Genomic DNA, 26,313 nt, shown 5'->3' with positions numbered 1-26,313 from the left:
CCACGATCGTCGTCCTCCCTACCCGCCCCGTCACAAGATAACGGCTGGAACCTGCCTCACCTCATGCTGACAGGTAGGGGGGCGGCGAAAGGCACGAAGAGGCGGGCACGGATCCGATGCATGCTAACTCCCAGTCGCAAGCAGAAGCGGAACGTAGAAAAAATTAACCGCGCCTACCTTCATGGGTCAACCGGAACATACAAAAAACTACGCCCCGTAGTCGTTTTTTATGCTCCGACGCAGGTCGAGAGATCCAAATAACGGACTGTCATCATTGGAGTTTCGCTTTCTCGAAATTAGCCAAAAAACTCCATTTGATCACATCGAGGTGCGGTTGATCTCGTGCATACGATTAATTAGAATCTTTCTAGAGTATTAGGTCACCATTTGACAGGCAGTAGGTAACAGATCAACCTTCCTCGCGATCGTGTTGCAAAGCGGCAATCGCGCTAGGTGGATTCTGTGGCGAGAGGTCTGGTTGAGATGATCGTTAGGAACCGATCGGTGGTAGGCTGCGGAAGTTGTCGGAGACCTTGATCCAGCCTTGGTTGCAGGAGCTCGGCCATCCGGGTCTTGGCTGCCGGTGGAGGATCGGGCAGCCTTGGACNGGATCCCGCAGGGCAGAGTCATGACGGCCCAGAGATCCTGAGGAGCATGTGGGCGGCGATGTCCTTGGGTGGTTGTCGGACTCGCGTACGGACTGGCCCGAGATCAGCCCGACGCCACGGGCAGCCGTGCCAGGGCAACGCTCGTCCGGGACTCTGGGCATGCGCTGGGCACCGCTGTGGGCGAAGCTTCAGCTTCCGATATGCCTCGGCTGAACGCTCCACCAGCCTGAGGGCANGGCGATCGAAGCGTTCCGAGACTTCAGCGCCCAGCTCCGAGCGCTGTATGCCTGAAGCGTCCGAGGCCGCTTGACAAGTACAGCTCCACCAGCGGCTTCGCCGCCGACACCACGCCATCCGACGCCGGCTACGCCGCGGTCCTCTACGCCCAGGGACAGGTCGGCCTTCCCTACCTGTGGGGCGGAGACGGCCCGGCCGAAGGCGGCTGGGACTGCTCCGGCCTGACCCGCGCCGCCTACAAGGCCGCCGGCATCGACCTGCCCCGCACCGCACAGACCCAGTACGAAGCCGGACCCGTGGTCCCACCCGGACAACCACTCCAGATCGGCGACCTCGTCTACTACGGCACCGCCACCAACGTCCACCACGTTGCGATCTACATCGGAAACGGCCAGATGATCAGCGCTCCGGGACAGGGCAAGGTAGTGCACGTCGCCCCGTACAGGTGGACAGGAGACGACTATTTCGGGGCGACCCGGCCGGGCAAATGAGATTTATTCGGTGCTGTACTAAGATCGGTAGGTGGCTGACTTCAATGGCGTTCCGTTGGTTTCCGGCTCCGGCAGAGCTGGAGCGCTACTTTTCCTGCGCGAGCCAGCGCGGGTCGACGCACTTGAAAAGGTTGAGTTCGGTGCGCAGGTGCGCATCACGGCGGGATCATCCGCTGTAATTGTGAACGGCCTAAACGAGTCGACCTGCGAGCGAATCTTGAGTGTGGCGCCTGAACTAGGAAATCAGGCACTGGACCTGATCTCGATGCGTTATCCTGGCGCGAATTCCTTGAGCGATGTTCTTGAACTGCATGCGACGTGGTGGGAGGACTCAACCGGCTCTGTCGTACGGATATGGGGCGGGTCACGCGCGACGATGACCGTTGGCCCCGTTACAGGTGAAGTCCGCGATGCAGATGGGAATCCTCGGCCACCATCGTTGAATCCGCCTGTGGAGTGGCACGCAAGCATGAGGTATTTTCGGATGTCACAGGCAACAGATGATCTTTATGATGCGTTCCGCAACGTATACCTTGCACTTGAGTCCGTCCTGAGTCGTATCGAGCCGGTGAGGATAANGGCGAATGGTCGGCCGGAAGGTGAGGGTGAATGGGTGAGGCGCGCATTGAGGGTGGCATCCNAGATCATCGATCTCCGTCGCTACCTAGATGTCGCTTGTGACGATCCCGTTGACGGAGTCTTCGACGAACTCTATGTGAAAATCCGGACATCGATATTTCATGCGAAAAATGGCCGGCCGGTGCTTCTCCCNCAAGATGAGGAGCACCGATTGATCGTGGTGGACGCAAAAGAGCGGTACACGCGGATGTACCTAGATCTCGCGCATGAAAATCTCTCGACAAGATTCCTCGGTGGTGGCTTCACTGTAGACGGCTTCTCGTCCGTGTTCGGCGCGCTCGTGGAGAAGTGTCACATTCGGGTCACGTCGGATTCGTCGCCGATTGCGGCGACCGACGATCGGATTTCGATGGAAGGGGCTCCGGAACTCCAGCTGTCAAGCTCACGCGCTCGCGACCTGGAAGCCCCTTTCCTCGTTGCGGCTCTGGGTGAGATAGCCATTGGCGAGGTCGACGTAGCCCAAAGATCTATTGTACGTTTCGGTCTCGCACTACCCGATGGGACCGCCGCGCAGGTTGAAAGTCTCGGCGGCACTCTCAACATTGATGGCTTTGACATACTCCAGTGTGTCGTGGTCACCCGTGGCATAAATGGCAACAGCCCGAAAACTTATTATGCCACGTAAACTCGCAGTAGGTCGATCGCGAACGATCAATGGTCAGCGCGTCCTGCATGCGTGCCACGGCGCAGCGATAGTCTATTGACGGGGGTCTGGGCGCTCATGTCCGTTCGGCGCGCCCGGAACCGTCACCCCACGGTCACCCGGGCGCGTCGAACGGACCGTTGCACCAGAGACGGCTCTCGGCAGTAGGCGAGAACTAACCAGGGGCCTCCTGATCANGCGCGGCCCGAGACCCAGGCCAGAGCAAATCCTGCCAGGCTCGTCGAACCCACCTGGTGCCTCTATCGGCTCCCCGCAGGTCTTTTGCGCCTTGGATAACAAACTGGACAGCGTGCACCAGTACCATTGCGGCGTGTTCGCTGATCCGGAGTGGCATCCCACTTCTCGGTACAGTCTGGCCTGCCGCATTCCCATGTGCATTGTATCGTCGAGCTGGGTCGTAGATCTTTAGCCGTCCAATCTGGATGAGCCTTGATTACTATCAGCTCGGCTGCGATCTCGGGAAATCGATCGAGCAGGGACTGATTCGGCTTCGGACGTATCCTGCCCGCCGTGCTTCTCTTGCGCGCGCACTCGGGGCACCCGCCGCCGCTGGAGCGGCGGCTCACTGGCGCCGGCCATTCGTAATCACACTCCGCGCACCGCCACAGGCAAGATTTATTGGAGAACGGAAGAAGGTCGTATGCAGTCCAGCCAGCGTGGTTCACTACCTCGACAAGGTCGGAGGCAACGTCTGGATTGACTTCGGCCAACGACTCTCCTGGGCCGGGCCGACTATTGTCGGCACCTGTCTTCTTATGTCCGCATTTGCTGCACCCGCGTTCGTTGAGGGTTCGTACGTAGAGTGGCACTATCCATTCGTGACCACAGCCGGGTGCTGAGCACCGCCATGCACACGCGTCATTGCATCCGGGCGGCATGCTAATGAGGTCTCGGCCGGGATTGTCAACATTGCATACGAACTCTTCAGCGAGATGGGGCGCCATGTCTAGGGCGGAGACCTTGGGACCCCGGACGGATTCACGCCAAAGGAGCGCGGCCTTCCGAAGAGCGTCGTTAGTCTCCTCGGTGTGGAGCTCCTTCCATGGCAATCCTCGCCGTTGGAGTATCTGCCCTATGGCGCNGGCCCACTCCGTGGCGTTGACTCCAGGGCCTGCCTGCTGGATCATCAAGCTGTTCNCGGGCAGGGGTGGAAGGCCGAACTCTCGAACTCTTTCGATAGCGAGCCCTGCCTCAATGGCGGCCTTCGTCTTCGCCGTGTCCCGAATAGTGCTAGCTTCGCTACTGTGAGTCCACCTCGGATCGAGGTCGATTGCAAGGTTGTGCTCGGGAAGGAAAAGATCGAACCGATCGATTCGTCGACCCGGAAGGCGAACCCGATGGTCCAGCTCAACAACAAGGCCGGACGCCGCCGCAACTAGCGTAGCTACCCGACACNCGAACGCCGATCTACCGTGGCCGGTACAGTCGGAACATCCGCGGCCATTTGTTCTGTTTGCTACAATTGCCGGCCAGCGGTGTCCCTGGTCACATTCCCACTCGCAGAGATCGTGACTTTGGGTGCGCAGCGTTGTGGGGCCTCGGCCCGGACGGGATAGATTATGTCGAAACTGTGCGGCAAGCTCTGGGTTAAGATCTGCGAGAGACTCTCCAGGCTTCGGCGCTCGATTTCTTTGCCTCCAACACTCGGGGCAGCCGGTTGGCTTCACTCGTCGCGAACGATAGAGAAATCGAGCGGGCCATTCGTGTCCGCAGCTGGAGCACCTCCACGTGCAGACGTCCTGGCTGGAAGGTGGTAGCTCATCAATCGAGAGTTCGGGCCTGGTGAGGTTAGCAACGAACTCCTGCCTAAGGAGGTCCATGCGGCCGTGATCGACTCCAGTAACACCCCGTGTCACGCTCTTGAGTATCTCAGCCCGGAGAATCTGGTGGATCATTAGCTGTGTGGAACACGGCGTGTCGGACAGTCATACGGGCTGCCGTTGATGCTGCCGGCGCTGACTGGTGTCGTCGGCCAGGTCGCATCTCTCCCAGAGGCCACCACTATTCGAGCATCACGCGAGCGCCCGGCGCCGCTCTCTGGTGCCCCGGAAGTGCTGGCAGCGTCCGATCGCGCCAGCGGAGGAGACGTCGCCAGGCGGCGTCCGTGCGGTCGCGTTAGCCTGGACTGGCAGCGTTCAACCTAGCGGGCTCATCGACCATGGGTGCCCGATCCGGAACCCGCTCGCGGCGCCAAGAGGGCGGCTCGGCCGACCCGGGCCGTGGCGTCGGCGTATCCCCGGGCACAGAGCGGGCCGCGCCGTTCGCGGCAGGCGCGTCTGTCGGTCCTGCGACGTCACCGGGACGTGAGGATGCAGGGAGTGCGTGATGGGCAAGTCGACGCCGATGGACCGCGAGGCGGCTGACCGGATCAGCGAGGCAGCGGGGCGTGACCCGTGCTGCGACACCGCGCAGAGTGGTTTCGACGTGCGGGCGCAGGAGGCGGCTGACCGCAACGAGCAGGACGAGTAGACCCGAAAAGGCTGCGCGTGGCGGCCGACCTGCTCGGCGATGAGCGGGCCGCCACGCGGTCGCCCTCCCGTCCTTGGCCCACCGGCGGGCACTCTGCCGAGCACGGCGCTGTGCCAGGCTCGTGTCCGGCTTCACGATCCCGAGTGACGGGATCACCGGCGGCAGCGCCACTGCCCGACGCGGCACACTGGTGGTGTGTCGCCGCGGGTGTATCGCCCTGACCACACCGCCGATATTCGCCGTCGCCTCGTGAGGATGGCGATCGTTGGCGCCACCGGTCTGGTTGTGGCCGCGGTGGCAGCCGGGATCACCGCGGTCGTTGGCAGGGCCAGCGACGTGTGGGATGCGCTGCTGGCCGCAGCGTGGATCATCGACGCCGTGCTCGCCGGTGTCGCCACCGTGTACCTGGTGATCACAGTTGTGCCTTGGGGGGTCTACCGGCGGCGGCGCGCTGAGCTTGACGCTGCGGGCGCCGAGGCCATGGGCGAGTTCCAGGCACGCAGCACCCTTTCTCACCACGACGATCCCGACTGACGCTTGTGGTCCCTGGGACCGGCCTCAGAACCCTTGTTCGTGGTGCGGACTCGCTCAGGGGGTGTGCGCGGCCTGGGGCGAGGTCGCCAGGTGCCCGGCGATGGCCGCGACATGGTCCTCGATACGGCGCAGGAGGGAGAGAATGTCGGCCAGGCTGGCGCTGGCCGGCGGGTCCCCCGCCGCGGGTGGGACCAGTGGGTCGGGCTCGGGGCTGACGGCGGCTGTTGGTGGCTGAAGGAGGATCTGGAGGAGGTAGCGGTCGGGCCAGCCCAGCGCGCGGGAGACCGCGGCGAGGGTGGCGTCGGTCGTGCGGCGCTGGCCGGTGCCGCGCTGAAGGACGCGCAGGGTGGCGACGGAGACGTTCGCGCGGCGGGCGAGGTCGGTCTGGGTGATCCGGATGGTGGCCATGCGGGTGTTCAGGGCGACGGCAACAGCCTGCCAGTCTTCTCGGGCGCCGTGCGTTGCACGGCCGCTGGCCGGCCGGGGGCGGTGGGGGTCAGGAGGGGTTGTCATAGTGACCTGCCTGAGGTGTGGACAGTGGCGTCGAGCGGGTCGCGGGCTTCGGGTGGTGGCGGCCTTCTGATCGCCGACCGCGATGTCGGTCCTCGCGTGCGGACGTCCGGGAATGGGTGGTGGCCGATGTGACGCGCCCGGATTCCCTGGGGACGGGTCGCGATGTTGCCGGGTGCTCGGCGATCCTTGATGACCGTGGAGTTGGTCTGATGGTGCGGGGAGGTGGGATGCGGGTGACGGTCGGGAGTCCCGCCGACGGTGCTGGGCGACGCGATGTGCGGGGCCTGCTGGCGGCGGTTTCGCCGCTGGCCGCGGCGCGGGTGGCGCACGAGTGGCTGCGCGGCGGGATGGCGGCGCTCGCGGTCCCGTGGCCGCGAGGCGTGCCAGCCCAAGGTGGGCAGCCGCGCCGTCCCCGGGCACCGGCCCCTGCTGCCGTCGCGGTGGACAGCGGGAGCGTGGGGCGGGCGCGGCTGGCGGTGCTCATCGACGCCGACAACGCGCAGGCGTCGCTCGTCGAGCACGTGCTCGCGGAGGTCGCGACGTTCGGCACCGCCCACGTCAAACGTGCCTACGGTGACTGGACCGGCACCCATCTACGCAGTTGGAAGGACCAGTTGCTGGCCCACTCGATCCAGCCGATTCAGCAGTTCGCCCATGTCTCGGGGAAGAACGCGACGGATGCGGCGATGGTGATCGACGCAATGGACCTGCTCTACAACGGCGAGCTGGACGGCTTCTGCTTGATCTCTTCCGACAGCGACTTCACTCGGTTGGCGTCCCGGCTGCGGGAGTCGGGCCGGATCGTCTACGGCTTCGGGGAACGCAAGACCCCGCGGTCGTTCGTCGCGGCCTGCGACACGTTCGTCTACGTCGAGAACCTGGCACCAGCGGCACCGGCGCCCACCGACCTGCTGCCCGCTCGGCCGGCCGACGCTGCTGGTGACGTCGCGACGGCCGCCGCGCGCCTACCCATCCCCGGCTCCCGGCTTCGCGGCGACACGAAGCTGGTGACCCGGCTGCGTGACGCCGTCGAGGAGGCGTCCGACGATGACGGCTGGGCCAGCCAGGCGAAGGTCGCCACCATCATCCGCCGGCGGACCTCGGACTTCGATCCCCGCGACTATGGCTACCGGAAGCTGGGTGAGCTGATCGTCGCGATCGAGCTGTTCGAGGTCGAGCGCCGTACTAACAGCGCGGGCAAACCGACCCTCGTCTACCTGCGCGACCGGCGGCGCCGCCGCACCCCTACCGGCTAACGCGTCGACCCGCCACCCGCCCAGGGATCGGTGACCGAAGTGCGCCGCGGCGCGGGCGCGTGTCGGCCGCGCTCAGCTGTCGGTGAGCTGGCGCAGGAGGCGGACTCCGGGCATGCGGGCCTCGGCGCGCATCGGCACGTCGAAGATCTCCGGCTCGTCGAAGACGGGCCGTCCGTTGGGGCGGCGGGTGTAGGGGGCGAAGCCGAAGTCGGCGCCGTCGGTGGTGTCGTAGGCGGTCCAGGCGATGGTCTCCTGCTCGCCGGGGCGCAGCGGATGGTTCGAGACCGCTCTGGCGCTGTAGATGCCGGGTTCGGTCTCGATGACGACCTGGGGGACGGCGAAGGCGAACCGGCGCAGGTTCAGCGCGCGGGCGTGCTCGGCGGCCTTTTGCTCGAAGGCGACGGTGGCGTCCTGGTCACGCAGGTAGTCGTAGTCGGACAGGATCTCGCGGCGGTCGCCGTCGAGGATGACGATCGCTGGCGCGTCCTTGAGGCCGATCGCGCGTTGGACACGGCCGACGACGTCGGTGACCAGCGTCCAGGTGTCGTCGTTCATGGCGGGGTCCTTCGGGTCTGGGGCAAGGGCGGGCAACCTGGGAGCGGGCCGCAGGGTGCGGGCATGTCAGCCCTGCTCCGGGTCGCCTTCTCGGCGCAGGTCGGCGCGCAGGTGCAGGGTCTCGTCGAGGATCTCGCGCAGCAGCGCCATCCCGGGAAACTTCCGCGACGGGCCGATCGGAACGGTCACGGTGAACTTCTCGTCACCATCGAGGCCGAAGGTAAAGGTGCCGTCGGGGTTGCGGGTGTAGAGCGCCGTCCCGGTGGTGACGCCCTCCTCAACGTCGAAGAGCGTGTAGGCGATCACGTCGTACTCGTCGAGGTCCTCGCGCAACGGGCCGGTGAACGGCGAGCGCAGGAGTACCGAGTCCTCACCCACGAGCGGACGCGGAGTGACGATCATCGGCACAGCGAGGATCAGCCGTTCGAGGTCGATGCCGGCGACCTCCCTGGCCAGTTGCTGCTCGTACTGGAGGGCCTTGGCGGGGTCGCGCAGGTAGTCGGCGAAGCTGTGCTCGCGGGTGGGCTGGCCCTCCAGGACCGCGAGGGCGGGCTGGTCGCCGGCGCGCAGCGCGTCCTGGAGTTCGCCGATGGTCGTGTCCAGCAGGATGTGGGACTCGATGTTCACCAGGACGTCCTCTTCGGTCGGGTCGGGTGTCGTGGCAGGGACCGGCTGGTTCCAGTCTGGTCTGGCCGGTACCGGCCTGTCTTAGGCAGGGGCCGCGACCCTCGCGGCCTGGCCGGACCCGGTCCGGTGCGTGTCACCGACTTCTGACGGTGTCGCGGTGGTCACCGTGTCGCCGTCCGAGGTCGATGACGTGGCGGCCGTCGTCGACCTTCGCGACCGAACCGATCCTCCACACATAGCCCGCCGCCGAGCCGCACGGGACGGCGGCGTCGATCGTGCGGCTGTCCTGCTCGTATCCCATGATTGTCTTTCCTTCATGCGGCGCGGCGCAGCCAGCCTGACCCACGCGCCTGCGGGGCGCGGGGTCGTAGCCTAAGATCAACCAGATCGAGGTGGCCGACGATCTCCCGGGTCGGCCAGCGGATGATCCGGCCGCAGCGCACACAGCAGTAGTGGCCACGCCACCGGGTCGAGGTCGGCGCGACTTCACGGCGTCCGGCGACGGGAACGAAACCGTCGTCGTCCGGGGTGTTGTCGCACCGGCACAGCCATGCGTCGTCGGCGCCGCGGCGGGCGATGAATTCACGCACAGCAAACACCTCTCTTTCCCGAGAGCAAGATTCGTAAGGACGCAGGGTCCCTATCGGCGGTCTCGCGGCCCCTGGGATGGCCATAGCGGGTGCACGGCCGGAAACCTCGCCGACGTCCCCGCCCGGCCGGGGCGCCCGGCGATCCGCCGGTTCATGGCGGCGTTGGAGATCGTCGAGCGTCCGTTCGTGCCTTGTGCACACGGCGACGAGCGCGGTGTGGCGGACCGCCCGCCACACCGCAGCACGGTGGGACGAATCGCGCTCGCGCCGTCGCCGGCCAGCCTGATGGCCCTGCCGGGTGGGTGAATCAGGCGGCCTCCGAGGCGGCCCCGACATCGCTGGTGGGGTCGAGCACCTTCCACTGCCGGAGCATGTCGATCAGCTGGTCGGGGGTGCGGTCGTAGAGGATGGCGAGGGTGCGCAGATCTCCGTCACGGATCGAGAGGACCCGGCCCGCGTAGTCGCCACGTTCCCGCTGGATCTCGGCGACCCAGCGCCGCAGCGGCCCGGCGTCCTCGCCGGGCGCGCCGGTAAGGGCGGGCAGGTTGAGCACGACGCGGGCGGTGCGCGCCGGGAGCGGGTCGGGCCGTGTGTCCGGCAGGAGCTCGGCGACGGGGACGCCGTAGAACGCGGCCAGGGCGGCAAGGTTCTCGACGGTCACCATGCGGTCGCCGCGTTCGTAGGAGCCGACCGCCGCGGTCTTCCACCGGCCGCGGGAGAGGGCTTCGACCTGCTGGAGGGAACGGCCCTGCTGGGTGCGGATGGTGCGCAGTCGGGCGCCCACCTCGCGGGCGTAGGCGCGGTTTTCGCTGGTCGTGGGCATGCTTCCTCCCAGTGGATGGGTGATTCGCGACATGGAGTGGCACAGGGATCGGCGGTCAAAGCGCGCTTCCCCGTGGGGTTCGAGGCAGGGTGTGTGCGACACGCGCCCGCGCAGCGATCGATCAGTGCGCTGGTCCAGCCGTGCGGCCGAGACCAGCGGGGCGGGCTGAGCGACAGCTCACGGGACCCGTCGGATGCGGCCCGCGCAGAAACCCGCCGTCTTCACTCGGGCGAGGGCGTCCCCGGGCGGGGCTGGTGACGGGCCAAGGCCCGGCGGTACGAGCTGGCCGGTAGGTCTGCGAGGAGATCACCGGCGCGGAGGGTCAGCGAGTACGGCGGTCGAGGCGGAATCGCTGACGGTGCTGCCGCCAGGTCTTGACCGTCGTTGCCGACCCTGTGTCGTCGGCGTTCAGGTCTGGCCGGTGGGGATGGACCCGGACATCGAGGCTGTCCGGGTCGTCGAGGGCGAGCAGTGCGGTGGCGTAGGCGTCGAACGGCTCGTCGTAGACCGTGCCCACGGTGCTCGGCAGCGTCGTCCACCCGCGACCGCGGGACCGCGTCTGCACCTGGACGGCGCCAGTGCCGGTCAGGACCGCGATGAGGTCGGCGGGGGTGTCGGTGTCGAGGCCGCGACGGACAGGGCCGGCCAGGTAGGCGTCCCCGACGATCACGTCGTGGCCGCGCAGCTCCGGGACGTGGACCCAGGTCAGCAGGGTAGCCCTGCCGTTCGCGCCAACCTGTCGATCTTGCCGTTCTGGTTGACGTAGAGCGTCGCGGCGGGGCGGGTGAAACCGATCGGTTCGATCGGTCCGCCCACGAGGGCCTGCGCGGCGCGCAGGCTCGTTTCGTCATGGTCGACCAGGCGGACCGGCAGCAACGGGTCCGCCGGCACCACCACTATTTTGATCATCGTCGGGTGGCTTTCTGGGAAGGCGACTGCGGCACTGTCCCTCGCCCGGAGGGGGTCAGTGCTGGTCGCCGGGGTTGGTGGGTGTGGAGGGGCGGGTCCACTGGCCGGTGTGGGGGTCCCAGACGGCTTCGCCGTAGAGGCGGTTGAGGTCGGGAAACTCCTCGAAGGGGGCGGGCATCATCCAGCCGAACGCCCGGCACTCGGCGTCGCCGGGGTAGGTGCCGGTCCATGGGTCGTCGCCGTGGTCGTGGGGCTGGTCGCAGGCGGCGCGTTGCAGCCCGGTCTGGCGGCAGCGGGCGACGTCGCAGTCGGGGTGGTGGCGGCGGCCGGGAAGCGCGTCGCAGCCAGGGCACGGCGGTGCGGGCTGGGTGGACATCGGCGACCCTCCGGATGATCAAAGCGTGCCGGGGACGTCAGGCCGCTCGGTCGCGTTCGCCGCCGCGGGTTGCTGACGGTCACGCGATGCCGCAGGCTGCGTGTGCTCGTCGCGGGACGGGGTGGACCCTCCCGCGGCGACGCGCCAGGGGACGGGGTGGCCGTGGTCGGGGTGGGCGCAGTCGGACCGCTCGACCTCGGTCAGGTCGCCGTAGACGTGGCCGCCATCGACGTAGATCTCGAACGGCGGGGCGTCGTCGGCGAGGTCGAGGGTCACGGCGGTGTCGATGTGGATCAGCAGGATGCCGGCCTCGTCGAGGCAGGCACTGATCCGCAGCGGGAGGTGGACGTTGCCGGGTTCCCAGCTGGCCATCGGGTGCGGCGGGAGGGCCTCGAACACCTCGACCGTGCCGAAGCTGACGGACGTATCGGGCATGACAGCCTCCAGGGAAGGGACGGTGAGAGGGCGGTGCTGCGGCTTGCGGGAGGGGCCAGTGAGCGCCGGGTGCGGCGGCTCAAGGCGTCGGCGCGAGCGCGGACGCGGACGAGGCGCACGACGGTGAGCACGGTCGGCGCCGTGGGGTCCGGCGACGGGCGCGGAATGTCGCGGTCGTGAGGATCAGGCGGTGACGATCGGCATGACCAGANGGCGGAACACCGCCGGATCGGCCAGCTCGTCGGGTGTCGCCGTGAGTAGCACCGGCTTGGCGACGTCCGCAGGCAGGTACAGGGTGATCGTCGGGCTGGTGAAGCTGTCGATCGCATCGAGCAGGTAGCTCGGCTTGAACACCCGGTGCCCCGGCGGGTGGAGGCCGGTGACCTCGGCGGGTATCTCGGGTGCGGTGACCTGCTCCGGCCGGTCGCTGAACCAGGGAGCGACGACGATCGCCCCGGGGTGCACTGTGACCGTGGCCCACGTCTGGGTCGTGCGGGCGGTCAGCAGCGCGGCGACCCGGCGGACCTGGGCATGCAGCCGTGCCCGGTCGACGACCACGGTGCAGGCGGTCTCCTGGGGCAGGAGCCGCTGGTAGGACGGAAACGTCCCGCTGATGGTGCGCGCGACGACGGTGAGGTCCCCGCCGATGAGCGACACCAGGTCGGGCTGCGCCCCGCCCGCGGCCGACAGGCCGACGCCGATACGGACCTGCCCGCCGACCCACCGGGCCGCGATCTTGTGGACGGTGCCGGGGATCGTCACCTCGGGCAGCGGGGCATCGAGGTCGCCGACGGTTCCGATCGCGGCGACTGCGAGCCGGTAACGATCAGTCGTGGCCAGTCGTAGCAGCCCGCCAGGCTCGTGGCGCAGGTTGACGCCGGTCAGGATCGGCAGCAGGTCGTCGCGGCCGAGGGCGGGTGTCACCCGTGCGAGCGCGGCCGACAGCGCGCCGCCGTCCACGGCCAGGCGGGCAGGCGGCGGGGACGGCAGCGGCGGATAGTCGGCTGGGTGGCTCGCGGTGACCGGGACGGTGAACCCGGCAGCCGACAGCGTCGGCGTCGCCGGGTCCGCCCCTTCCAGGGTGACCGGCAGGGCGGCGGCGTCGCGGCGCTTGTCCCCGGTGGCGACCGCGCGCAGCAGGCGGGTCAGTTCGCGGTGGTCGCAGACGAGCCGCCCCGGCGCGAGCGCGACGTCTGGCAGCCGCACCGACAGCGCCAGCGTGTCGTCATACGCCGAGACAATGAAGGTTCCGTCGTCCTCGCCGGTCAGCAGCACGCCGGACAGGTGTCGGCGGTACGTGCTCGTCGGGATCGCGTGCGCGACGAGCGCGAGGGCATCGGCGAGCTGCCCACGCGCGGCGTGCACGACCAGGCCGCCGTCGAGCAGCGGCGCGGCCGAGGCGGACATGGATATCACCTTCCAGACTGTCGGAGACATCGCCGCGGTAGGCGCGGCGACGGTGGCCCGCGTCGCCATCCCCCGGGGTGGGGTTGTCGCGGGCGGGGCGGCGAGGGCTGTGGTCAGGCGTTGCGGGCGGTGGTCAGGCGTTGGGTGGTACCGGTCGGCTCAGGGCGTCGGCGCGGACGCGGACGAGGCGCACGATGGTGAGCACGGTCGGCCGGGTGCGGTCGATCGGCGGGTGGACGATGTCGCGGTCGTAGGCGCCGAGCAGCAGCCCGGCGGTGACGGTGTCGACGGCCTGGGTGGCGGGGGTGTCGGCGGGTCGGTGGCCGTTCGTGGCGGGGGTCCAGCCGACCGGCGGGATCACCACGGCCGGTGGGTCCGGGGGCACGCGGAAGATCAGGGTGACGTGGGTGGGGTCGCCGTGGTGATCGATGTAGAAGGCGCCGTCGGGCAGGTCGGCGAGGGCCGCGGCGAGGGCGGCGCTGTCCGCGGCGGGGCGGACGGTGACGTGGATGGTGTCGGGCCANGGACGGTGGACCGACACCTGCGGGTCTGCGGGCATGGCAGGGGTCCAATCACGGCGTTGCGGGCGCGAAACCCGGCCGGGAAAAAGGGCAGAAAAGGTCGCCGCCTGTTCCGGTCGAGAAACCGGAACAGGGCGAACCGGCACGGCCTGGAGATCACGAATGCGGGCGAGGGGAACACTGCGGATACGGACGGGCNGTCCGCACGGCGCTGACGTCACCGGGTCGACGGGGCGATGACCATCTCGTCCGCGCGCAGCCTGCGGATCTCCTGCGGGCCGACGACATGACGATGACCGTTCATGCCGATGTCGACGCAGATGCCGACGCGGTCGCCGTCGTCCTCGGCGTGTTCGCAGACGACCGCCCAGACGGGGAAAGGCCACGCCGCTGGAGAATCCTGGGGGTCTCCCCGAGTCAGGGCTACGACGTCCCCGGGCTTGTAGACCCGGTGGGTGTGTCGTGTCGCGGTGGTGCAGTGCAGCCGGCCGCAGGGCGGTGTGGCGGGCGGACGGATCGCCTGCCTGTATTCGCCGGTCTTTTCCCAGACGTCCGGGTGGTCGGCCACGAGGAGCCGCCGCAGATCGTTTTCGATCATGTATGGGGCTTTCAGGGCGGAGATGTTCTCGAACCGTCCTGACAGCACCGTGACCGCAGGATGCATCTCGTCGTGGACCCGCCATAGCACCGTCGGCGGATCGTCCGGGCGTCGCCCGAACGTCACAATGTTAATACCCATCAGGGCACCTTCTTGGGGAAACAAAATTTGATAGCGGGTGGGATGGCAGGCCGACCAGCCGCACGGTGTAGACCGCCGCGCGGTGCGGGTCAGGGCAGGTCGCTGTCTGTTCGGTCGAGGCGGCGCAGGAGCGCGAGCGCACGTGTGGCCTGCTGGACGCGGCCGGCGATGGCGACGGTTTCGGCGCGTTCGCCGAGGGCGCGGTCCTGCCAGTCGTCGGCCAGGACGTCGCCGTGACCGATCAGAACGTGCGGCCCGAGATCCCAGATGATCACGTTGACGGCGAGGGCGGCGAGCGCGAGCTCGTCAACATCGACCGCGACCCAGCGGATGGTGCGCGGGTCACCGCCGGCCTCACGGATCGCCCGCGCGGCGGCGCGTAGCAGCCCACCGGTGCCGGCGGTGGGCTCGAACACCTGCTCGCCGGCCTGCGGCATGCCGCCGTCGAACCGGGCCAGCAGGTCGGCGACGTCGGGTGGGGTGTAGTACTGGCCGCGGGCCGCGCGGGCGCCGCGAGTGCGGAGCACCGTCAGCAGCGGGCCGAACAGGTCGACGTCGTAGCGGGCCGCATCCAGCAGCTCGTGCAGCCCGGCCCGCAGCGCCGCGTCCACGACGCGGCGCACGGCGCGCAGCAGGTCGCGGTCGGGGGCGGGGTCGGTGAACCACGGCGCGGCCAGCAGGAAGACCCGAGGAAACAGGTCGGGACGGACGTGGGCGAACAGCTGCCAGGTCGCGCGCAGAAACCCGAGCAGCCCGGTCTCGTCGGTGTCGGTCAGCTGGGTGGCGACCCAGGCGCGTTCGTCGGCGTCGTCGGGGGTGCGCACCGCGAGGGCCGCGACGACCGACAGCGGGATCTCGATCCGGTCGCTGACGGCGGCGGTGTGCCATGCCTGGTCGATGGCCTCGGCGATCCGATGGGCCTGCGCGAGCGCGCCGGCCGGCGTGACAGGTCGTGGGCGGGCGGGGCCGGTGGCCCGGACGGGGCGTGGGGATGCGCCCATCGCGATCTCCTTTCACAGGGTGGAAAGACACGTGAGCGCCCCCGCCACCGGGGTGTGGCGGGGGCGCTCGCAGGCGGGGAGGTGTGGTCAGGTGGGGCGGCGGGTGAGGTGGTGGACGGGGGTGGCCCGGCCGGTGGTCATCGCCGTGCCCGCCAGCGTCAGCAGCGTTTCGGCGACCTCGCGGGGCACGAGGGTGCGCATCCGGATGGCGGCGTATTCGGCCGTGTAGGGACCCTCGATGCGCAGCATCAGTCGCAGGGAAGGCTTGAGCAGGTCAGCGACGATCCACCGCTTGTCGTCGCCAGCCGGGTACAGCTCCAGCTCGAAGCGGGGTGNGATGACGCGAGACATGGGGAACCTCCCGAGGAGAGGCGGACGTGGGCGCCGCGCGACGGGACGGCGCACCCCGGCGGTCGGGCTGGCCGCGAGACACCCGTCCGGCGATGCGTCGGCCCGGCGGACTACCGGGGAGATGGCACGGCGGACAGCGGCATGCCGAGGTCGCTGGCGAGGATCGCCGTTGTCCCGTCGTAGGACCGCAGCTCGCCGATGACCATGACCTGGCTGGCGGCGTGCAGCGTCCGGGCGGCCTGTTCGGCGAGCAGCCCGTGGGTGAGGACTGGCATGGTGATGGTCTCGCCGTTGATCCACCGATCCTCGGACCGGCTGTAGATCCGTGGGACGTGGACGAGGGTGAAGCGGACGGAGGTAGCGCCGTGCTGGTCGGTGACGGTGACCGGGTCGTCGGCCAGCCGGCCGCACAGCGCCGCGCTGCTCACCGCACCTCCCCGAAGATCGTCCGATCGGTGTAGGTGAGCAGGTCGGACAGGTCCGTGTCCCAGCCCTCGGACCGGGCGTCGGGGACGTGCCGGCCGCCGTCGACGATCAGGTAGAACCAGACGCCAAGGTCGGCCGGGCCGTAGTCGTCGTCCTCGTCGTCGGGCTCCTCGCCGCTTGCCCCCACCGTGAAGTTGATCTCGACGGTGGTGGTCGGGCTGGTCTTGCGCAGGACCTCGAACCCCTCGCCGTGGTCGACGACAGCCCAGCCGGCGGGAAGCGGGTCGGGCAGGTCGATCGCGACGCCGGTGTGCCGGTCGACGGTCCGCATGTCAGCCGTCCTCGGCGAACGTGGTGCCAAGGATGTGGTCGGCGGCGTGCTGGGCCTGGGCTGCGGCCTGGACAATCAGCTTGCTGTCCTTGCGCGACCGGCTGACCCAGGAGATCGACACCTGGACCTAAAGGGCGGTGAGGTTCTCGCGGACCTGGTCGGGGGTGGTGAAGCCGACGAGCACGGCCGCGTTGTCAGCGCGCTGAAGGCTGTAGGTCAGCGCCACCCTGGCCAGGTCTTGGGTCGTGGAGCCGAACCGTTCACGCAGGGGCGCGAGCCTGCGGTCGACGAGCGTGAGGGCGTCGGGGGTGTACCAGCGTTTGCGTTGCCGGTGATCCCCGTCATCGAAGTGGGGTGGGCGGCGCGGGTCGTATTTGCCGGTGAGCAGGCCCTGGCCGAGCGGCTTGTTGATCAGGATGCTGGTGTGGTGGTCGGCGGCGAGGGTGAAGATGTCCGGCTGGCCGGCGGGCGGGGGTGGGGTCAGCGGGTTGTGGCGGACGGCGAGGTAGTCGGGGCGGATGCGGTCGAACAGAGTCCGGAACCGGGCGTGCTTGTCCGGCCGGTTGTTTCGCGGCTGGGTGAGCCGGTGGGGGGCGTAGCGGTGCGGGCCGCGCATGCCGACGCAGCGCACCAGGCCCTGGCGTTGGAAGTCGCGCATCTGGACGATGGCGTCGTCGAGGTAGCGGTCGTCGGGGCCGAACTCGCTGGTGTGGAAGAAGTAGATGTCGAGCCGGTCGGTACGCAGGTTCTCCAGGCTGGTCTCCAGCTGGCGGCGCATCGCGGTGGGCAGGTAGGCGTGGTCGGCGGTGCCGGCGAAGTAGCCGACCTTGGACGACAGCACGACGCTGTCCCGGTCGACCTGGGCGACGAGCTGGCCGAGGAGGCGTTCGGAGTGGCCGTGGCCGTAGACGTCGGCGGTGTCGAACAGGTTCGCGCCCAGGGTGTAGGCGAGTTCGAGCCCGGCGCGGGAGGCGTGGTCGTTGGCGGTGGACCAGCCCATGGGCAGGCCGAGGTTGTGGTCGGGGCCGCCGATGGCCCAGCAGCCGACGCCGATCGGGTGGACCGTCAGCCCGCCTGCGAGCGTCCGGGCGCTCAGAAGACTCGTGCCCGTCATCGCATTCCCCTCGTTGTCCGCGAACTATCTCTGGGATCGGCCTGTGCGCGGGCGCTGCTCGCTGTGACGTTAGGGTCACCGGCATGACGACTCCGGACCCCACCACCCTGCTGGACCTGGACGCGATCAGGACGAAGGGATGGGCCGACCGTAGCGACTTCCCCGACGCCGAATACGGCCGTGCCGAGGCGTTCTACACGGCGATGCGCGCCCACGACGAGCGGCTGCACGCGGTGNGGACGAGGGCGTCGGAACTCATCGAGCGCTGGACCGGCCATCGGCCGCGGGACGTCGGTTCGTTCGGCACCCGGTTGAACCTGGAGACCTCGGATCTGGACCTGGGCATCGGCTACCCCGTGGAACGCCGTGCGGAGCTGATGGCCACGCTCGACGGGAGCGCCCGCTTCCTTGGCGAGCGCAACACCAGCTTCTCCACGACCCGGCTGGTGTTCGCCTTCACCGTGGATGACGTCGAGATCGACCTGAGCGCGCTGACGGTGGACGACTTCGCGGTCGCCTGCCGGATGCTCGACCAGATCGACACCGCGATGAGCCACGACGAGCGGGTGTGCCACACCTGGGTCAAGCACCNGCTGCGCCAGACCGGCCGGCTGGAGGACTACGCGGCGTGGAAGCTGGTGACCTACGCCCGGTTCTGCCCGGAGTTCAACTGGGTGCCGATCCCGGAGAAGTCCGGCGCCTGAGCGGTTGCGGGCCTGCGGGTCAGCTGGCACAGGAGTCCGCCGCATTGATCAGCGTCCAGCTGGTGACCGCGGACCACCGCTGGTGCTCGGCGGCGAGCAGGGCTGCGTGCTCGCGGCCGAGCACGGGCAGCAGGTCGTTCACAGTGGCGGCGAGGACGCCCCGTAGCAGCGCGAGACGCTTCTCGACCCGCTGCCAGATTCGCACACCCACGACCGCCTCAGCTGTCGGATCATGGTGCGGCGGGTGGGCGTCGACCTCGGCGATCAAGTCGCCGAGTAGCTGGTAGCTGGCGTCCTTGAGCACGCCGCGGGCCTCGCGTACCTGGCGGCGCGGGTCGCCGTCGAGGACCTTCTCCAGCGATTTGAATGTGTAGTCAAGGGCGAAGTGCCGGTCGACCCAGCGCTGCGCCCAGCCGGCGGCGACCCCGATCCGCCAGTCNGCGTAGCGCGCCTCGACCCGGCCCATCGAAGGCGTGATCACCCCGGCAAGGCCGGCGTGCTGGACCCGGCGGGTGTAGGCGGCGCCGATCAGGCATTCCATGCTGACCAACAGGTAGGAGATCCCCCGGTAGAACGGCTGGCCCGTGCCCGTCGCCGCGACGAACTGGGCGTCCCGGACCCCGCGCACGACCTCGGCGGCGGAAAGATCGGGGTGCGGGGTCAGGAGCAGGTCGGTGCGGCCCTGGAACGCGTGGGTGGCCTTCAGCTCGTCGAGGGTCATCAGCGGGTCGAAGGTGATGTAGGTGAACCGGGTTGGCACGCCGAGCGCGGACAGGGTCCGCACCGCCAGCAGGTTCTGTTCGCCCGTGGTGTCCTTCGCGAACCGGCCGAGGATGCTGTTCGACGCCGGACTCGACGCCGAACAGCATCCGCCGCAGGCCCCGGGCGACCAGTGTCCGCCACATCTCGGCGCGTTCGACGTGCCAGTCGAGGCCGCGGTTGGGATCGACGACCTGGTCGACGCGGCAGCTGGACTCCCAGCCGAACCCCGCCTCGTGCAGCAGACTGGCCAGCTCCAACACCCTGCTGGCGGCGTCGGGGCCGCGGCCGAGGAACTCCTCGTCGACCAGGTACAACGTCCGCGACACCTGCGGATGGCGGTCGAAGACCGCTGCCAACTCGCCCAGCAGCCACGGCAACCGGCCCGCGCCGGCCCCCGCCCAGCTACCCTTGTGATCGCGGGGGCAGAACGAGCAGTAGCTGGTGCAGCCCCGACTGGTCTCCAGCTGCGCGACACCGTGACGGTCGAACGTCGCCGGCAGCAGGTCGAGCTCGGGAACGACGTCGGCCGTCACGTCCCGGGTGACAGGCTTCGCGGTCCGCCGCCGCCCAACGGCCAGCCCACCCCCACGTGGTGCCCCCACATATCCCAGGCCGGGAACCTCGTCGAGGCTGCGGTCGCCGTGCCAGTACGCCAGCAGCGCGCTGATCGTGGCCTCCCCGCCCGCCCTGGCGACCAGCAACGACGGGAACCGGCCCAGCAGGACCCGTTCGACCCGGGCGGTGAGGCTGCCGCCGACGACGACCAGCGGCGGATCGTCCTGGGCGTAGACCGATTCCAACAGCTGGACCAGCAGGTCGTACTGGCCGAACGTCGCCGACACCCCGACAAGATCCGGCCGGTCTGCCTCGACACGGGTGACCAGGCCGTCAAGGGTGAGCCCGAGTTGCATGTCAGCCAGGGACACCGTGCCCAGCAGTGTCTCGCGGGCCGCCCGCGCCACCGTGCTGATCCCCAGCGGAAACCTCGGCAGCGGGAACGTCTCCGGGTGATACAGCGCGGCCAGCAGCACGCCGGGCCGCGACAACCGATTCACGCCCGGTTCGTCCACGTCTGCCAGCGACAGCCAGGACCCCGGCTCGTCGAGCACCACCGTGTCCCGGGCCCACGCCGGCCAGGCCCGTGAACCGTGCGGTTGACCCGACAGGTCCGCGACCACCCAACGGCCCTCCCGCCGCTCGACGAAGACCAGACGGCGATCGAGCGCGCCCGCGACCCGGACCCGCCTCACCTCACCGGTGTACTGCTGCTCCACCCAGCTGCGAAGCGCGAGTGGATCGAGCAGCAGCTCACGGTGATCGGGTGGGCCGGCAGCCGGATTGGCGCCGGCGAGGCGTACGGCGGTGACCAGACGGGCGAGGGACTCAGGGGGATGCTCCACGGCGATGCCTTCCGGACGGACGGTGCCCCACCGCCGTACGGATGGCCTCGGACTGGGCCGCATCGGCGGTGTGCGTGTAGCACCTGTCACTGTCCGCGACATCGAACAGGATGGTCATTCCCTGCGACGCGAACAAGTAGTTCGCCGCAGTGCGGGGCTGCCACCTGCACAGATAGGGCTGGCTGCCCTCAGAACTTCGGCCGCACCGTCTTCTTCACGTCGAGCCCGGTCAGGCAATGTTCGCCGTGGCGAACCCCGGTCAGCCTGCGAAGCAGGCTGGCGTCTGGTCCAATACGTCCGCGGATATGGTGCCCTCGCCGCGTGACGTGACGTGCTATCAGACGTCGGCAGGCGCCCATCCGGCGGTGGCGAAGTTTTGCCGCTTTCGGTACAGCTCGACACCTATCCGCGTGTAGGGGTAGGTGTTGTCCGGCAGGGCGTCAAGTGGGAACCAGCCGATGCGGGCGCACTTGTGCGGCTCGGTGTTGACCGGCTCGCCCTCCCACGACTGCGCGTGGAAGAACAGCCCGAGCCGGGCTNCGCCGTGCTCGTTACGGAAGTGCACGGTCGAGGCCAGCGACAGCGACCCGCGGTCCAGCTGAAGGCCGACCTCCTCGCGAGCCTCCCGACACAGCGCGGCGGCGACATCCTCGCCATCTTCTAGCTTCCCGGAGGGACAGTTCCACCAGTTGTCCGCAAAACCGGTGCCGGACCGCAAAGCCAGCAGAACGGTGTCGTCTCGGACGAGCAGGAGCATGACGTCGATGACACTGGTATACGCCATGGCGGACAGTCTCCCAGCGACGCAGGTCATTGGGCGGTCGGGTCGAGGCCGAGTGCGGTGAGCTGCTCGGCGATCCAGCCGACCCGTTGGTTGGTGGACATGTTCGGCGGGATGTCGTAGATCCGCTGTCCCACGGTGGCGCAGATACTGCGCACGACCCGGTCGGCGGCGGGTTGGATGTCGAGGACCTTCGACCGGTAGGGGTCGCCAATCTGGCGCTGGTCGAATTTGTCGCAGCAGTAGAACACCGCGTCGTAGACGTGTGCCCAGGCCCGGCAGAAGGTCTCCATGGCGTGCAGCACGGGGGCGTGGGGCCCGTCGGGGCCGCCGGGCAGGACGAGCCAGGCGTAGGCCAACACGTTCGCGACGGTCTTGTCACAGATGATCATCGTGTGTTGGCGGGCGACGCGGAGCTGGCTGGACAACTGGGCGGCGAACAGGTCGACCTCACACTCCAGGTCGAACTCGCCGCGGCCGTGCACGACGATCTCCTCGATGAACGGGCTGTTGCGCGCCGGTTCGGGCACGCAGGCGACATGCACGCCGCGCTCCCGGTAGTAGGCGGCCAGCGCGTGGGTAANGGTGGTCTTGCCGGAAGCGTGGGTGCCCTCGACCGCGACGACCAGGCAGTTACGCAGCATCACGAGCTCCTTCCGCGACCAGCAGCTGGTCGCCGCGATCGGCGGGGACAGTGCGCGGAATCGGGCGCCGGGTCCAGTCGGACGTGCCGCCTACGCCGATCATGGGAGGCGCGGCGGAAGATCAGTGAACTGGTCCCAGGCGGTGACCTCGACGACCGCGTCGAGGTGGAGGGCGTCCCACTGGTAGCGGTCTGCGTTTCGCGCGGCGATCAGCGCGATCGCCAGCGCGTAAATGAGGAGCTGCCGAAGGATCTGTGAGGTTGCCCAGTCAGGCCCAGCCAAAGGGATATCGGCGGGCAGGGCGAGGTTGTAGCCGGCGCAGATGTCCGCCAGCGTGACCGGCCCCGGTCCGCTATCGGTGTCATGAAGGCGAGCCAGACCTCGTTCCGCGGGTTGGCTGTGCCACGCGGCGCGCATGGCGGTGATCCCTCGTGCTGGCTGTCCCACGCCGGCGGCGGTCAGGGCTGCGAGTTGGTCGCCGAGCCGGTGACCTGCGAGGATCGTCGCCTGACGTCGGGCCTGGACAAGCAGCGCGTCAATCGAGGCCGTGACGGCAGTGGTTTCCGTGGGTTCCTCGGCGGCGATGGCGTGGAAGCCGAACCGCACCGTCGCGTCGGTCACCGTCAGCGAGCGTGCCCGTGGCAGCGGGAGGTACACGGCAGCCGCGGCCGGGGAGTGGCCTGTCGCGTTGACCGAGAAGGCGGCCAGGAGGGGGGTCCGGTTGGCGAACGGCCGCCGTGCGCCGCCGAACGGGGTGTCGGTCCAGCTCAGGTTGGTCGCCTCACGCATGCGCGATCCGCAACGAACGGCGGGCCGCCGGGGGTCGGCCGGAGCGGCTGACCGTGTGGATCGAGCGACCCAGGTACTTGGCGTAGTGGTTGCGCTTGAACCGGTACCGCGCCCAGATCTGGCCGATCGGCTCGTCGAGCAGGTTGCCCAGCGGTTCCAGCAGGTCGGGGGCGCCGTAGACCGGCCAGGCACTCGCCAGCCCCCGCGGGCTGACCACGATCATGTGGCCTTCGGTGTCCGGGGTCCAGGCGGTCAGCCGCAGCGCCGGCCGCCAGTCGTGCGCCGTGCGCAGTTCGGCCAGCCGGTCGAATGTCGCCGTGGCCTCCTCCAGGCTGATGAACTCGTTGTCACTGAGGTCGAGCGCGTTGCCCTTGCGCAGCGGGAGGATCAGCTTGAGTTTCCCGGCGTCGAGCACGTCGGCGATCTGGAGCGTGAACGGCAGCGCCATCAGCGTCGAGCGGTAGACGACCGCCGACAGCGACAGCTCCAGCTCCGCGTCCTGGAACGCCCGCACCCCTTCCATGACCTTGTCGTAGTCCCCGCGGACCCGGTTCGTCGTCGCCCGAGGCCCTTCCAGCCCGACGTTGACGAACGCGACCTTGCCGGCCNGGTCACGCGCGTGCTGGAGGCCGCGCGTCGCGTTGGTCGGCAGGCCGATCACCGTGCCGGCGAACATGTCGACGACGTCCACGATGTCCCGGCGCAGCAGCGGCTCACCGCCGGACAGGAACACCCGCGGCACCCCGGCCAGGTTGTCCCGCACCCGCTCCAACGCGGCCAGCGTCGGGTCGGGCTCCTGCAACGTCTCCGAGCAGAACGAGCAGTCAAAATTGCACCGCTTCGTCACCTGAAGGATCACCGACAGCGGACCATTCGCCGCTGAGGCGACCGCCTCCAGGTCCAGAGCCGCCGCGAGATCGAAGTGGTGCCCGTCAGTGAAGACCACAGGTTCATCGGCGCGGCGGGACGCCTCGTCGCTGGCGGACCGCGCCGTGGGAGCAGCCGCAGGCACGGACGGGGAATATGCGATCATCAGGTCCTTCTCGACGTAGGCGCGTACGGCGACCGCCAAGCTGACCGCCACCCTTCGTGACGGCGAGCTGCCACGCCGTCGCTGAACACCTCCAGCGTCCCAAGCGATCCACACGACGGTCATTCCCTACAGAGCGAACATCTGATTCGGGGTCTGCGTGGCCGCTGACCTGCCCGAAAGTAAGACCGCGAGCCCTTATCTTCGGCTTGGCAGCGGTGATCCGTTCGCGTCTTCGTGGGAGCTTGTAGTGCTTCCCGGCACGGCGATCCACGCTGTCGGTTGCAGGGTGTGCGGCCCGCGCGGGACCGCCGCCTCACGGCTGGGACGCGCGCCGCTGGCCACTGCTCGCAGCCATACGAGGCGACAGGCAACCGTGATGTGATGGTGTTGCTCGCGGCGACGCGCGTGGAGGACGCTTGGACATCCACGGGATCATGATGGTCGAGCGCGGGCAGGCGTTCGGCGGCTGGCGGGGCAGAGCCAGGATGGCGGCTCAAGGAGTGAGATGACCCAAGATCTCGAACAGGCCGTGATGTTCCGCAGTCCCGACGGACTGCTGCTGGCAGGGAACTTGCTGCGGCCGTCGCGCACCCCGTTGGGGATCGCGGTGCTGGTGCATGGCGGGGGTGTGACCCGCGAGGAGGGTGGCTTCTTCACTCGCCTCGCGCACGGGCTGGCCGAGGCTGGAGTCGCGTCGCTCCGGTTCGACTTCCGGGCGCACGGCGAGAGCCAGGGGCGGATGGAAGACCTCACGATCGCCGGGATACTCGGCGACATCCGGGCCGCTACCTCGCATGCCGCGAGGGCGGCAGGTAAGGATGCGGTGGTGCTGGTGGGTGCCAGTTTCGGCGGCGGGATATCCGCGCTTTTCGCTGCCCGCCATCCCGAGCAGGTTCGCGGCCTGGTGCTTTTCAATCCTCTCCTGGACTACAAGAACAGGTTCATCGACCAGAAGCCCTACTGGCAGGACGACCAGATCGACGAGGAAGCCGGGCGGCGTCTCGCGGAGGACGGATACCTGGAGCACTCGCCGACGTTCCGGCTCGGCCGGCCGCTGCTCAACGAGGTCTTCTACCTGCGCCCGGACCGCGAACTCGGCGCTGTCACCGCGCCGACGCTGATCGTGCACGGCACGAAGGACACCTTCATCCCCGTGGACAGCTCACGGGCGGCCGTCGGCCGGTTCGGNGGCGAGGCCCGCCTGGTCACGATAGACGGGGCACAGCACGGCATCGCTGTCCACGACGACCCGACCTACGCCGACCCCCAGACCCAGATCTGNCAGGCGTCCGTCATCCGAACAGTGGCGGACTGGGCCTGTGAGCAGCTGCCAGCGGAAGAGCGGCCGTCACCATAGCGTCTTTCAGCTCGCGCACCGACGGCCGTGCTACCCACGGCGTGAGCGCATGCACCGCGCGACTGACCTCGGTCCACGTGCGCACGGAACCCGTGATCCGGCCGATGCTCAACGCCTGCGCGCCGACGCTCGCGGCTTCGTCCGGCTCACCGAGGTCTGCCAGAACACCCGCCATCAGCGCGCGGAAGTAGCCATAGTCCCGCAGCGAGAACGCCGCGGGTCTCAGTTCCCGCTGGAAGATCGCCAAGGCCCGGTCGGGCTGCCCAGCAGCCGCGTAGCACAGCGCCGTCTGGAGCATCAGCAGAGCCGAACTGTAGTGCTGCGACATGTCCTGCTCGCCCTGCTCGCGCACGCTGGCCGCGAGCAGGTCACGCGCCTCATTCAGCTTACGTTCGACGGCGACGAGATCTCGGGTCGTCAGGGCGTGACCGCGGGCTTCCTGCTGCGCGGCTTCCGACCGCACCGAGGCCGGCAGGGTCCACGGCCCGTCCTGGACGGCCTGGGCCAGGGTCAGCATGCGCGCCCCGTCACGTTCGTCCCACGCCAGCTGGCTCTTCTTCAACAGGATGTATCCCTGCAACGGCAGGTCCCCGGCCTCCTGTGCCCACTGCTCGCCGCGGTCCTGCCAATAGGACGCCGCAGGGAGGAGACCGGCGTCCCGGTAGAGCCAGCCGACGAACTCCGCGGCCCGCGCGCCGAGACCGAGCAGCTCGCGTCGGTGCCCGAGCGGTTCTCGCCGCATGGCATCCTCGATCGCCGAGATCGTGCCCAGCATGGTCGGGAGCGCGGCGGCCGGGCCTTGTGCGCCGTCGGCACCCGCGCAGGCCCGGATCTGGTCGCGAAGATAACCGACAGGATCGCTGCTGTGGAAAACGCCCGAAAGACCTTCAGCGAACGCCACCGCAGGCCCCCCGCCGACGCCCACGGAGGAGGGTATCGGCGTCGCCGTGCCCCCGCCGACTACCGATGCCCCAGCCCCGATCGCCGGCCATGGCGTCCCGAGATGCGACGGGATCTCGCCGCGCTCGGCCAAGGGGCTCGGCTGCTGAGGATGCCCAGCGCTGGGCGGCGCAACGGGTAGAGACAGATCGCGGTTCTCGCCGGGCCCGGTGCGATCGATGCGGCTGATGAGGAGGGTGTCGGCGGGGGTGAGGTGTTCGCGGTCGTCGAGGTCGATCAGGTTGTGGACGCTGGTGTCGTAGACCTCGGCGAGCAGGGCGAGGAGCT

At 68.8% G+C, this 26,313-nt stretch carries 28 protein-coding genes and 6 pseudogenes; 7 read left to right on the top strand and 27 right to left on the bottom strand.

Annotation, left to right across the window (positions count from 1 at the left end):
* Nucleotides 1-844: 844 nt before the first annotated feature.
* Nucleotides 845-1,336 (top strand): C40 family peptidase (locus tag UG55_RS25245; protein ID WP_131799261.1); only part of this gene is annotated, 492 nt, incomplete at its 5' end.
* 772 nt (nt 1,337-2,108) lie between these two features.
* A partial coding sequence (locus UG55_RS30430) for a hypothetical protein (protein WP_206779432.1) occupies nt 2,109-2,600 on the top strand: 492 nt, incomplete at its 5' end.
* A gap of 278 nt (nt 2,601-2,878) precedes the next feature.
* On the opposite strand, the gene UG55_RS48245 is transcribed toward UG55_RS30430, so the two are convergent.
* On the bottom strand, nt 2,879-3,583 hold the full coding sequence (locus UG55_RS48245) for a zinc-ribbon domain-containing protein (protein WP_396231019.1): 705 nt from the start codon (nt 3,581-3,583) through the stop codon (nt 2,879-2,881).
* 452 nt (nt 3,584-4,035) lie between these two features.
* Nucleotides 4,036-4,459, bottom strand: a 424-nt coding sequence (locus UG55_RS48240) for a zinc-ribbon domain-containing protein (RefSeq protein ID WP_396231018.1), incomplete at its 3' end; no start/stop codon positions are given.
* Nucleotides 4,460-4,964: 505 nt separating this feature from the next.
* Between UG55_RS48240 and UG55_RS29300 the strand changes: the two genes are divergently transcribed.
* On the top strand, nt 4,965-5,108 hold the full coding sequence (locus tag UG55_RS29300) for a hypothetical protein (protein WP_157901562.1): 144 nt from the start codon (nt 4,965-4,967) through the stop codon (nt 5,106-5,108).
* A 255-nt stretch (nt 5,109-5,363) separates the two neighbouring features.
* Nucleotides 5,364-5,642, top strand: a complete 279-nt coding sequence (locus tag UG55_RS25240) for a hypothetical protein (RefSeq protein ID WP_199865260.1) — start codon at nt 5,364-5,366, stop codon at nt 5,640-5,642.
* 54 nt (nt 5,643-5,696) lie between these two features.
* Here the strand turns inward: UG55_RS25240 and UG55_RS28890 are convergent, their stop codons facing one another.
* Nucleotides 5,697-6,050, bottom strand: coding sequence for a helix-turn-helix transcriptional regulator (locus tag UG55_RS28890; protein WP_199865259.1), 354 nt, complete (start codon nt 6,048-6,050; stop codon nt 5,697-5,699).
* Nucleotides 6,051-6,595: 545 nt separating this feature from the next.
* Here UG55_RS28890 and UG55_RS25230 point away from each other — a divergent pair.
* Entirely contained in the window at nt 6,596-7,411 is an 816-nt protein-coding gene (locus UG55_RS25230; protein WP_066074071.1) for an NYN domain-containing protein, read from the top strand.
* Between the two features lie 72 nt (nt 7,412-7,483).
* On the opposite strand, the gene UG55_RS25225 is transcribed toward UG55_RS25230, so the two are convergent.
* From UG55_RS25225 to UG55_RS43720, 23 genes and pseudogenes are all read right to left on the bottom strand, one after another.
* On the bottom strand, nt 7,484-7,966 hold the full coding sequence (locus UG55_RS25225; RefSeq protein ID WP_066074060.1) for a hypothetical protein: 483 nt from the start codon (nt 7,964-7,966) through the stop codon (nt 7,484-7,486).
* A 66-nt stretch (nt 7,967-8,032) separates the two neighbouring features.
* The gene (locus UG55_RS25220) at nt 8,033-8,593 is read right to left on the bottom strand and encodes a hypothetical protein (protein ID WP_066074058.1); all 561 of its coding nucleotides are present in this window, start codon (nt 8,591-8,593) and stop codon (nt 8,033-8,035) included.
* 133 nt (nt 8,594-8,726) lie between these two features.
* Nucleotides 8,727-8,894, bottom strand: a complete 168-nt coding sequence (locus UG55_RS29295; RefSeq protein ID WP_157901561.1) for a hypothetical protein — start codon at nt 8,892-8,894, stop codon at nt 8,727-8,729.
* A 13-nt stretch (nt 8,895-8,907) separates the two neighbouring features.
* Nucleotides 8,908-9,183 (bottom strand): hypothetical protein, encoded by a 276-nt coding sequence (locus tag UG55_RS25215; RefSeq protein ID WP_066074055.1) that lies wholly within the window; start codon nt 9,181-9,183, stop codon nt 8,908-8,910.
* A gap of 307 nt (nt 9,184-9,490) precedes the next feature.
* Entirely contained in the window at nt 9,491-10,006 is a 516-nt protein-coding gene (locus UG55_RS25210) for a transcriptional regulator (protein WP_066074052.1), read from the bottom strand.
* A 322-nt stretch (nt 10,007-10,328) separates the two neighbouring features.
* Nucleotides 10,329-10,676, bottom strand: a complete 348-nt coding sequence (locus tag UG55_RS25205) for a hypothetical protein (RefSeq protein WP_066074049.1) — start codon at nt 10,674-10,676, stop codon at nt 10,329-10,331.
* Nucleotides 10,677-10,711: 35 nt separating this feature from the next.
* The gene (locus UG55_RS25200; protein WP_128423177.1) at nt 10,712-10,903 is read right to left on the bottom strand and encodes a DUF3846 domain-containing protein; all 192 of its coding nucleotides are present in this window, start codon (nt 10,901-10,903) and stop codon (nt 10,712-10,714) included.
* A 67-nt stretch (nt 10,904-10,970) separates the two neighbouring features.
* Nucleotides 10,971-11,291: a hypothetical protein gene (locus UG55_RS25195; protein ID WP_066074043.1), complete on the bottom strand. Its 321-nt coding sequence runs from the start codon at nt 11,289-11,291 to the stop codon at nt 10,971-10,973.
* A gap of 18 nt (nt 11,292-11,309) precedes the next feature.
* Nucleotides 11,310-11,726: a hypothetical protein gene (locus tag UG55_RS25190; RefSeq protein WP_066074041.1), complete on the bottom strand. Its 417-nt coding sequence runs from the start codon at nt 11,724-11,726 to the stop codon at nt 11,310-11,312.
* 212 nt (nt 11,727-11,938) lie between these two features.
* On the bottom strand, nt 11,939-13,133 hold a 1,195-nt coding region (locus tag UG55_RS48235; protein ID WP_396231016.1), incomplete at its 3' end, for a hypothetical protein.
* 738 nt (nt 13,134-13,871) lie between these two features.
* Nucleotides 13,872-14,378 (bottom strand): hypothetical protein, encoded by a 507-nt coding sequence (locus UG55_RS25175; protein WP_066074032.1) that lies wholly within the window; start codon nt 14,376-14,378, stop codon nt 13,872-13,874.
* Nucleotides 14,379-14,482: 104 nt separating this feature from the next.
* On the bottom strand, nt 14,483-15,394 hold the full coding sequence (locus UG55_RS25170; protein ID WP_066074029.1) for an N-6 DNA methylase: 912 nt from the start codon (nt 15,392-15,394) through the stop codon (nt 14,483-14,485).
* A gap of 461 nt (nt 15,395-15,855) precedes the next feature.
* Nucleotides 15,856-16,173 (bottom strand): single-stranded DNA-binding protein, encoded by a 318-nt coding sequence (locus UG55_RS27920; protein ID WP_066074023.1) that lies wholly within the window; start codon nt 16,171-16,173, stop codon nt 15,856-15,858.
* Nucleotides 16,170-16,502, bottom strand: a complete 333-nt coding sequence (locus UG55_RS29290; RefSeq protein WP_066074021.1) for a hypothetical protein — start codon at nt 16,500-16,502, stop codon at nt 16,170-16,172. Before UG55_RS29290 ends, UG55_RS27920 begins: the two co-directional genes overlap by 4 nt.
* 127 nt (nt 16,503-16,629) lie before the next feature.
* The gene (locus UG55_RS25150) at nt 16,630-17,616 is read right to left on the bottom strand and encodes an aldo/keto reductase (protein ID WP_083987181.1); all 987 of its coding nucleotides are present in this window, start codon (nt 17,614-17,616) and stop codon (nt 16,630-16,632) included.
* A gap of 1,144 nt (nt 17,617-18,760) precedes the next feature.
* Nucleotides 18,761-20,137 (bottom strand): annotated as a pseudogene (locus tag UG55_RS25140) (B12-binding domain-containing radical SAM protein); the annotation flags it as partial.
* A 682-nt stretch (nt 20,138-20,819) separates the two neighbouring features.
* Nucleotides 20,820-21,021, bottom strand: a pseudogene (locus tag UG55_RS43735) (hypothetical protein); the annotation flags it as partial.
* A 1-nt stretch (nt 21,022) separates the two neighbouring features.
* Nucleotides 21,023-21,239 (bottom strand): NUDIX domain-containing protein (locus tag UG55_RS43730; protein ID WP_242425096.1); only part of this gene is annotated, 217 nt, incomplete at its 3' end.
* Nucleotides 21,240-21,292: 53 nt separating this feature from the next.
* Nucleotides 21,293-21,846 (bottom strand): annotated as a pseudogene (locus UG55_RS25130) (thymidylate kinase); the annotation flags it as partial.
* A 1-nt stretch (nt 21,847) separates the two neighbouring features.
* The coding region (locus UG55_RS45785; RefSeq protein WP_255360536.1) for a hypothetical protein at nt 21,848-21,907 on the bottom strand (60 nt) is incomplete at its 3' end.
* A 99-nt stretch (nt 21,908-22,006) separates the two neighbouring features.
* Entirely contained in the window at nt 22,007-22,696 is a 690-nt protein-coding gene (locus UG55_RS25125) for a hypothetical protein (RefSeq protein WP_066074009.1), read from the bottom strand.
* Nucleotides 22,689-23,304, bottom strand: a pseudogene (locus UG55_RS43725) (radical SAM protein); the annotation flags it as partial. The gene UG55_RS25125 and the pseudogene UG55_RS43725, both read right to left, overlap by 8 nt.
* A 1-nt stretch (nt 23,305) precedes the next feature.
* Nucleotides 23,306-23,729 (bottom strand): radical SAM protein (locus tag UG55_RS43720; protein WP_396231017.1); only part of this gene is annotated, 424 nt, incomplete at its 3' end.
* A 505-nt stretch (nt 23,730-24,234) separates the two neighbouring features.
* On the opposite strand from UG55_RS43720, the pseudogene UG55_RS25115 reads away from it, so the two are divergent.
* A pseudogene (locus tag UG55_RS25115) lies at nt 24,235-24,917 on the top strand (alpha/beta hydrolase); the annotation flags it as partial.
* Nucleotide 24,918: 1 nt separating this feature from the next.
* Nucleotides 24,919-25,010 (top strand): annotated as a pseudogene (locus tag UG55_RS45780) (alpha/beta hydrolase); the annotation flags it as partial.
* A gap of 11 nt (nt 25,011-25,021) precedes the next feature.
* On the opposite strand, the gene UG55_RS29285 reads toward UG55_RS45780, so the two are convergent.
* Nucleotides 25,022-26,313, bottom strand: a 1,292-nt coding sequence (locus UG55_RS29285) for a hypothetical protein (RefSeq protein WP_066074003.1), incomplete at its 5' end; no start/stop codon positions are given.

The organism is Frankia sp. EI5c (assembly GCF_001636565.1).
GTDB lineage: Bacteria > Actinomycetota > Actinomycetes > Frankiales > Frankiaceae > Parafrankia.
The sequence above is the reverse complement of the archived record's forward strand: the minus strand, read 5'-3'. Positions and strand labels throughout refer to the sequence as shown.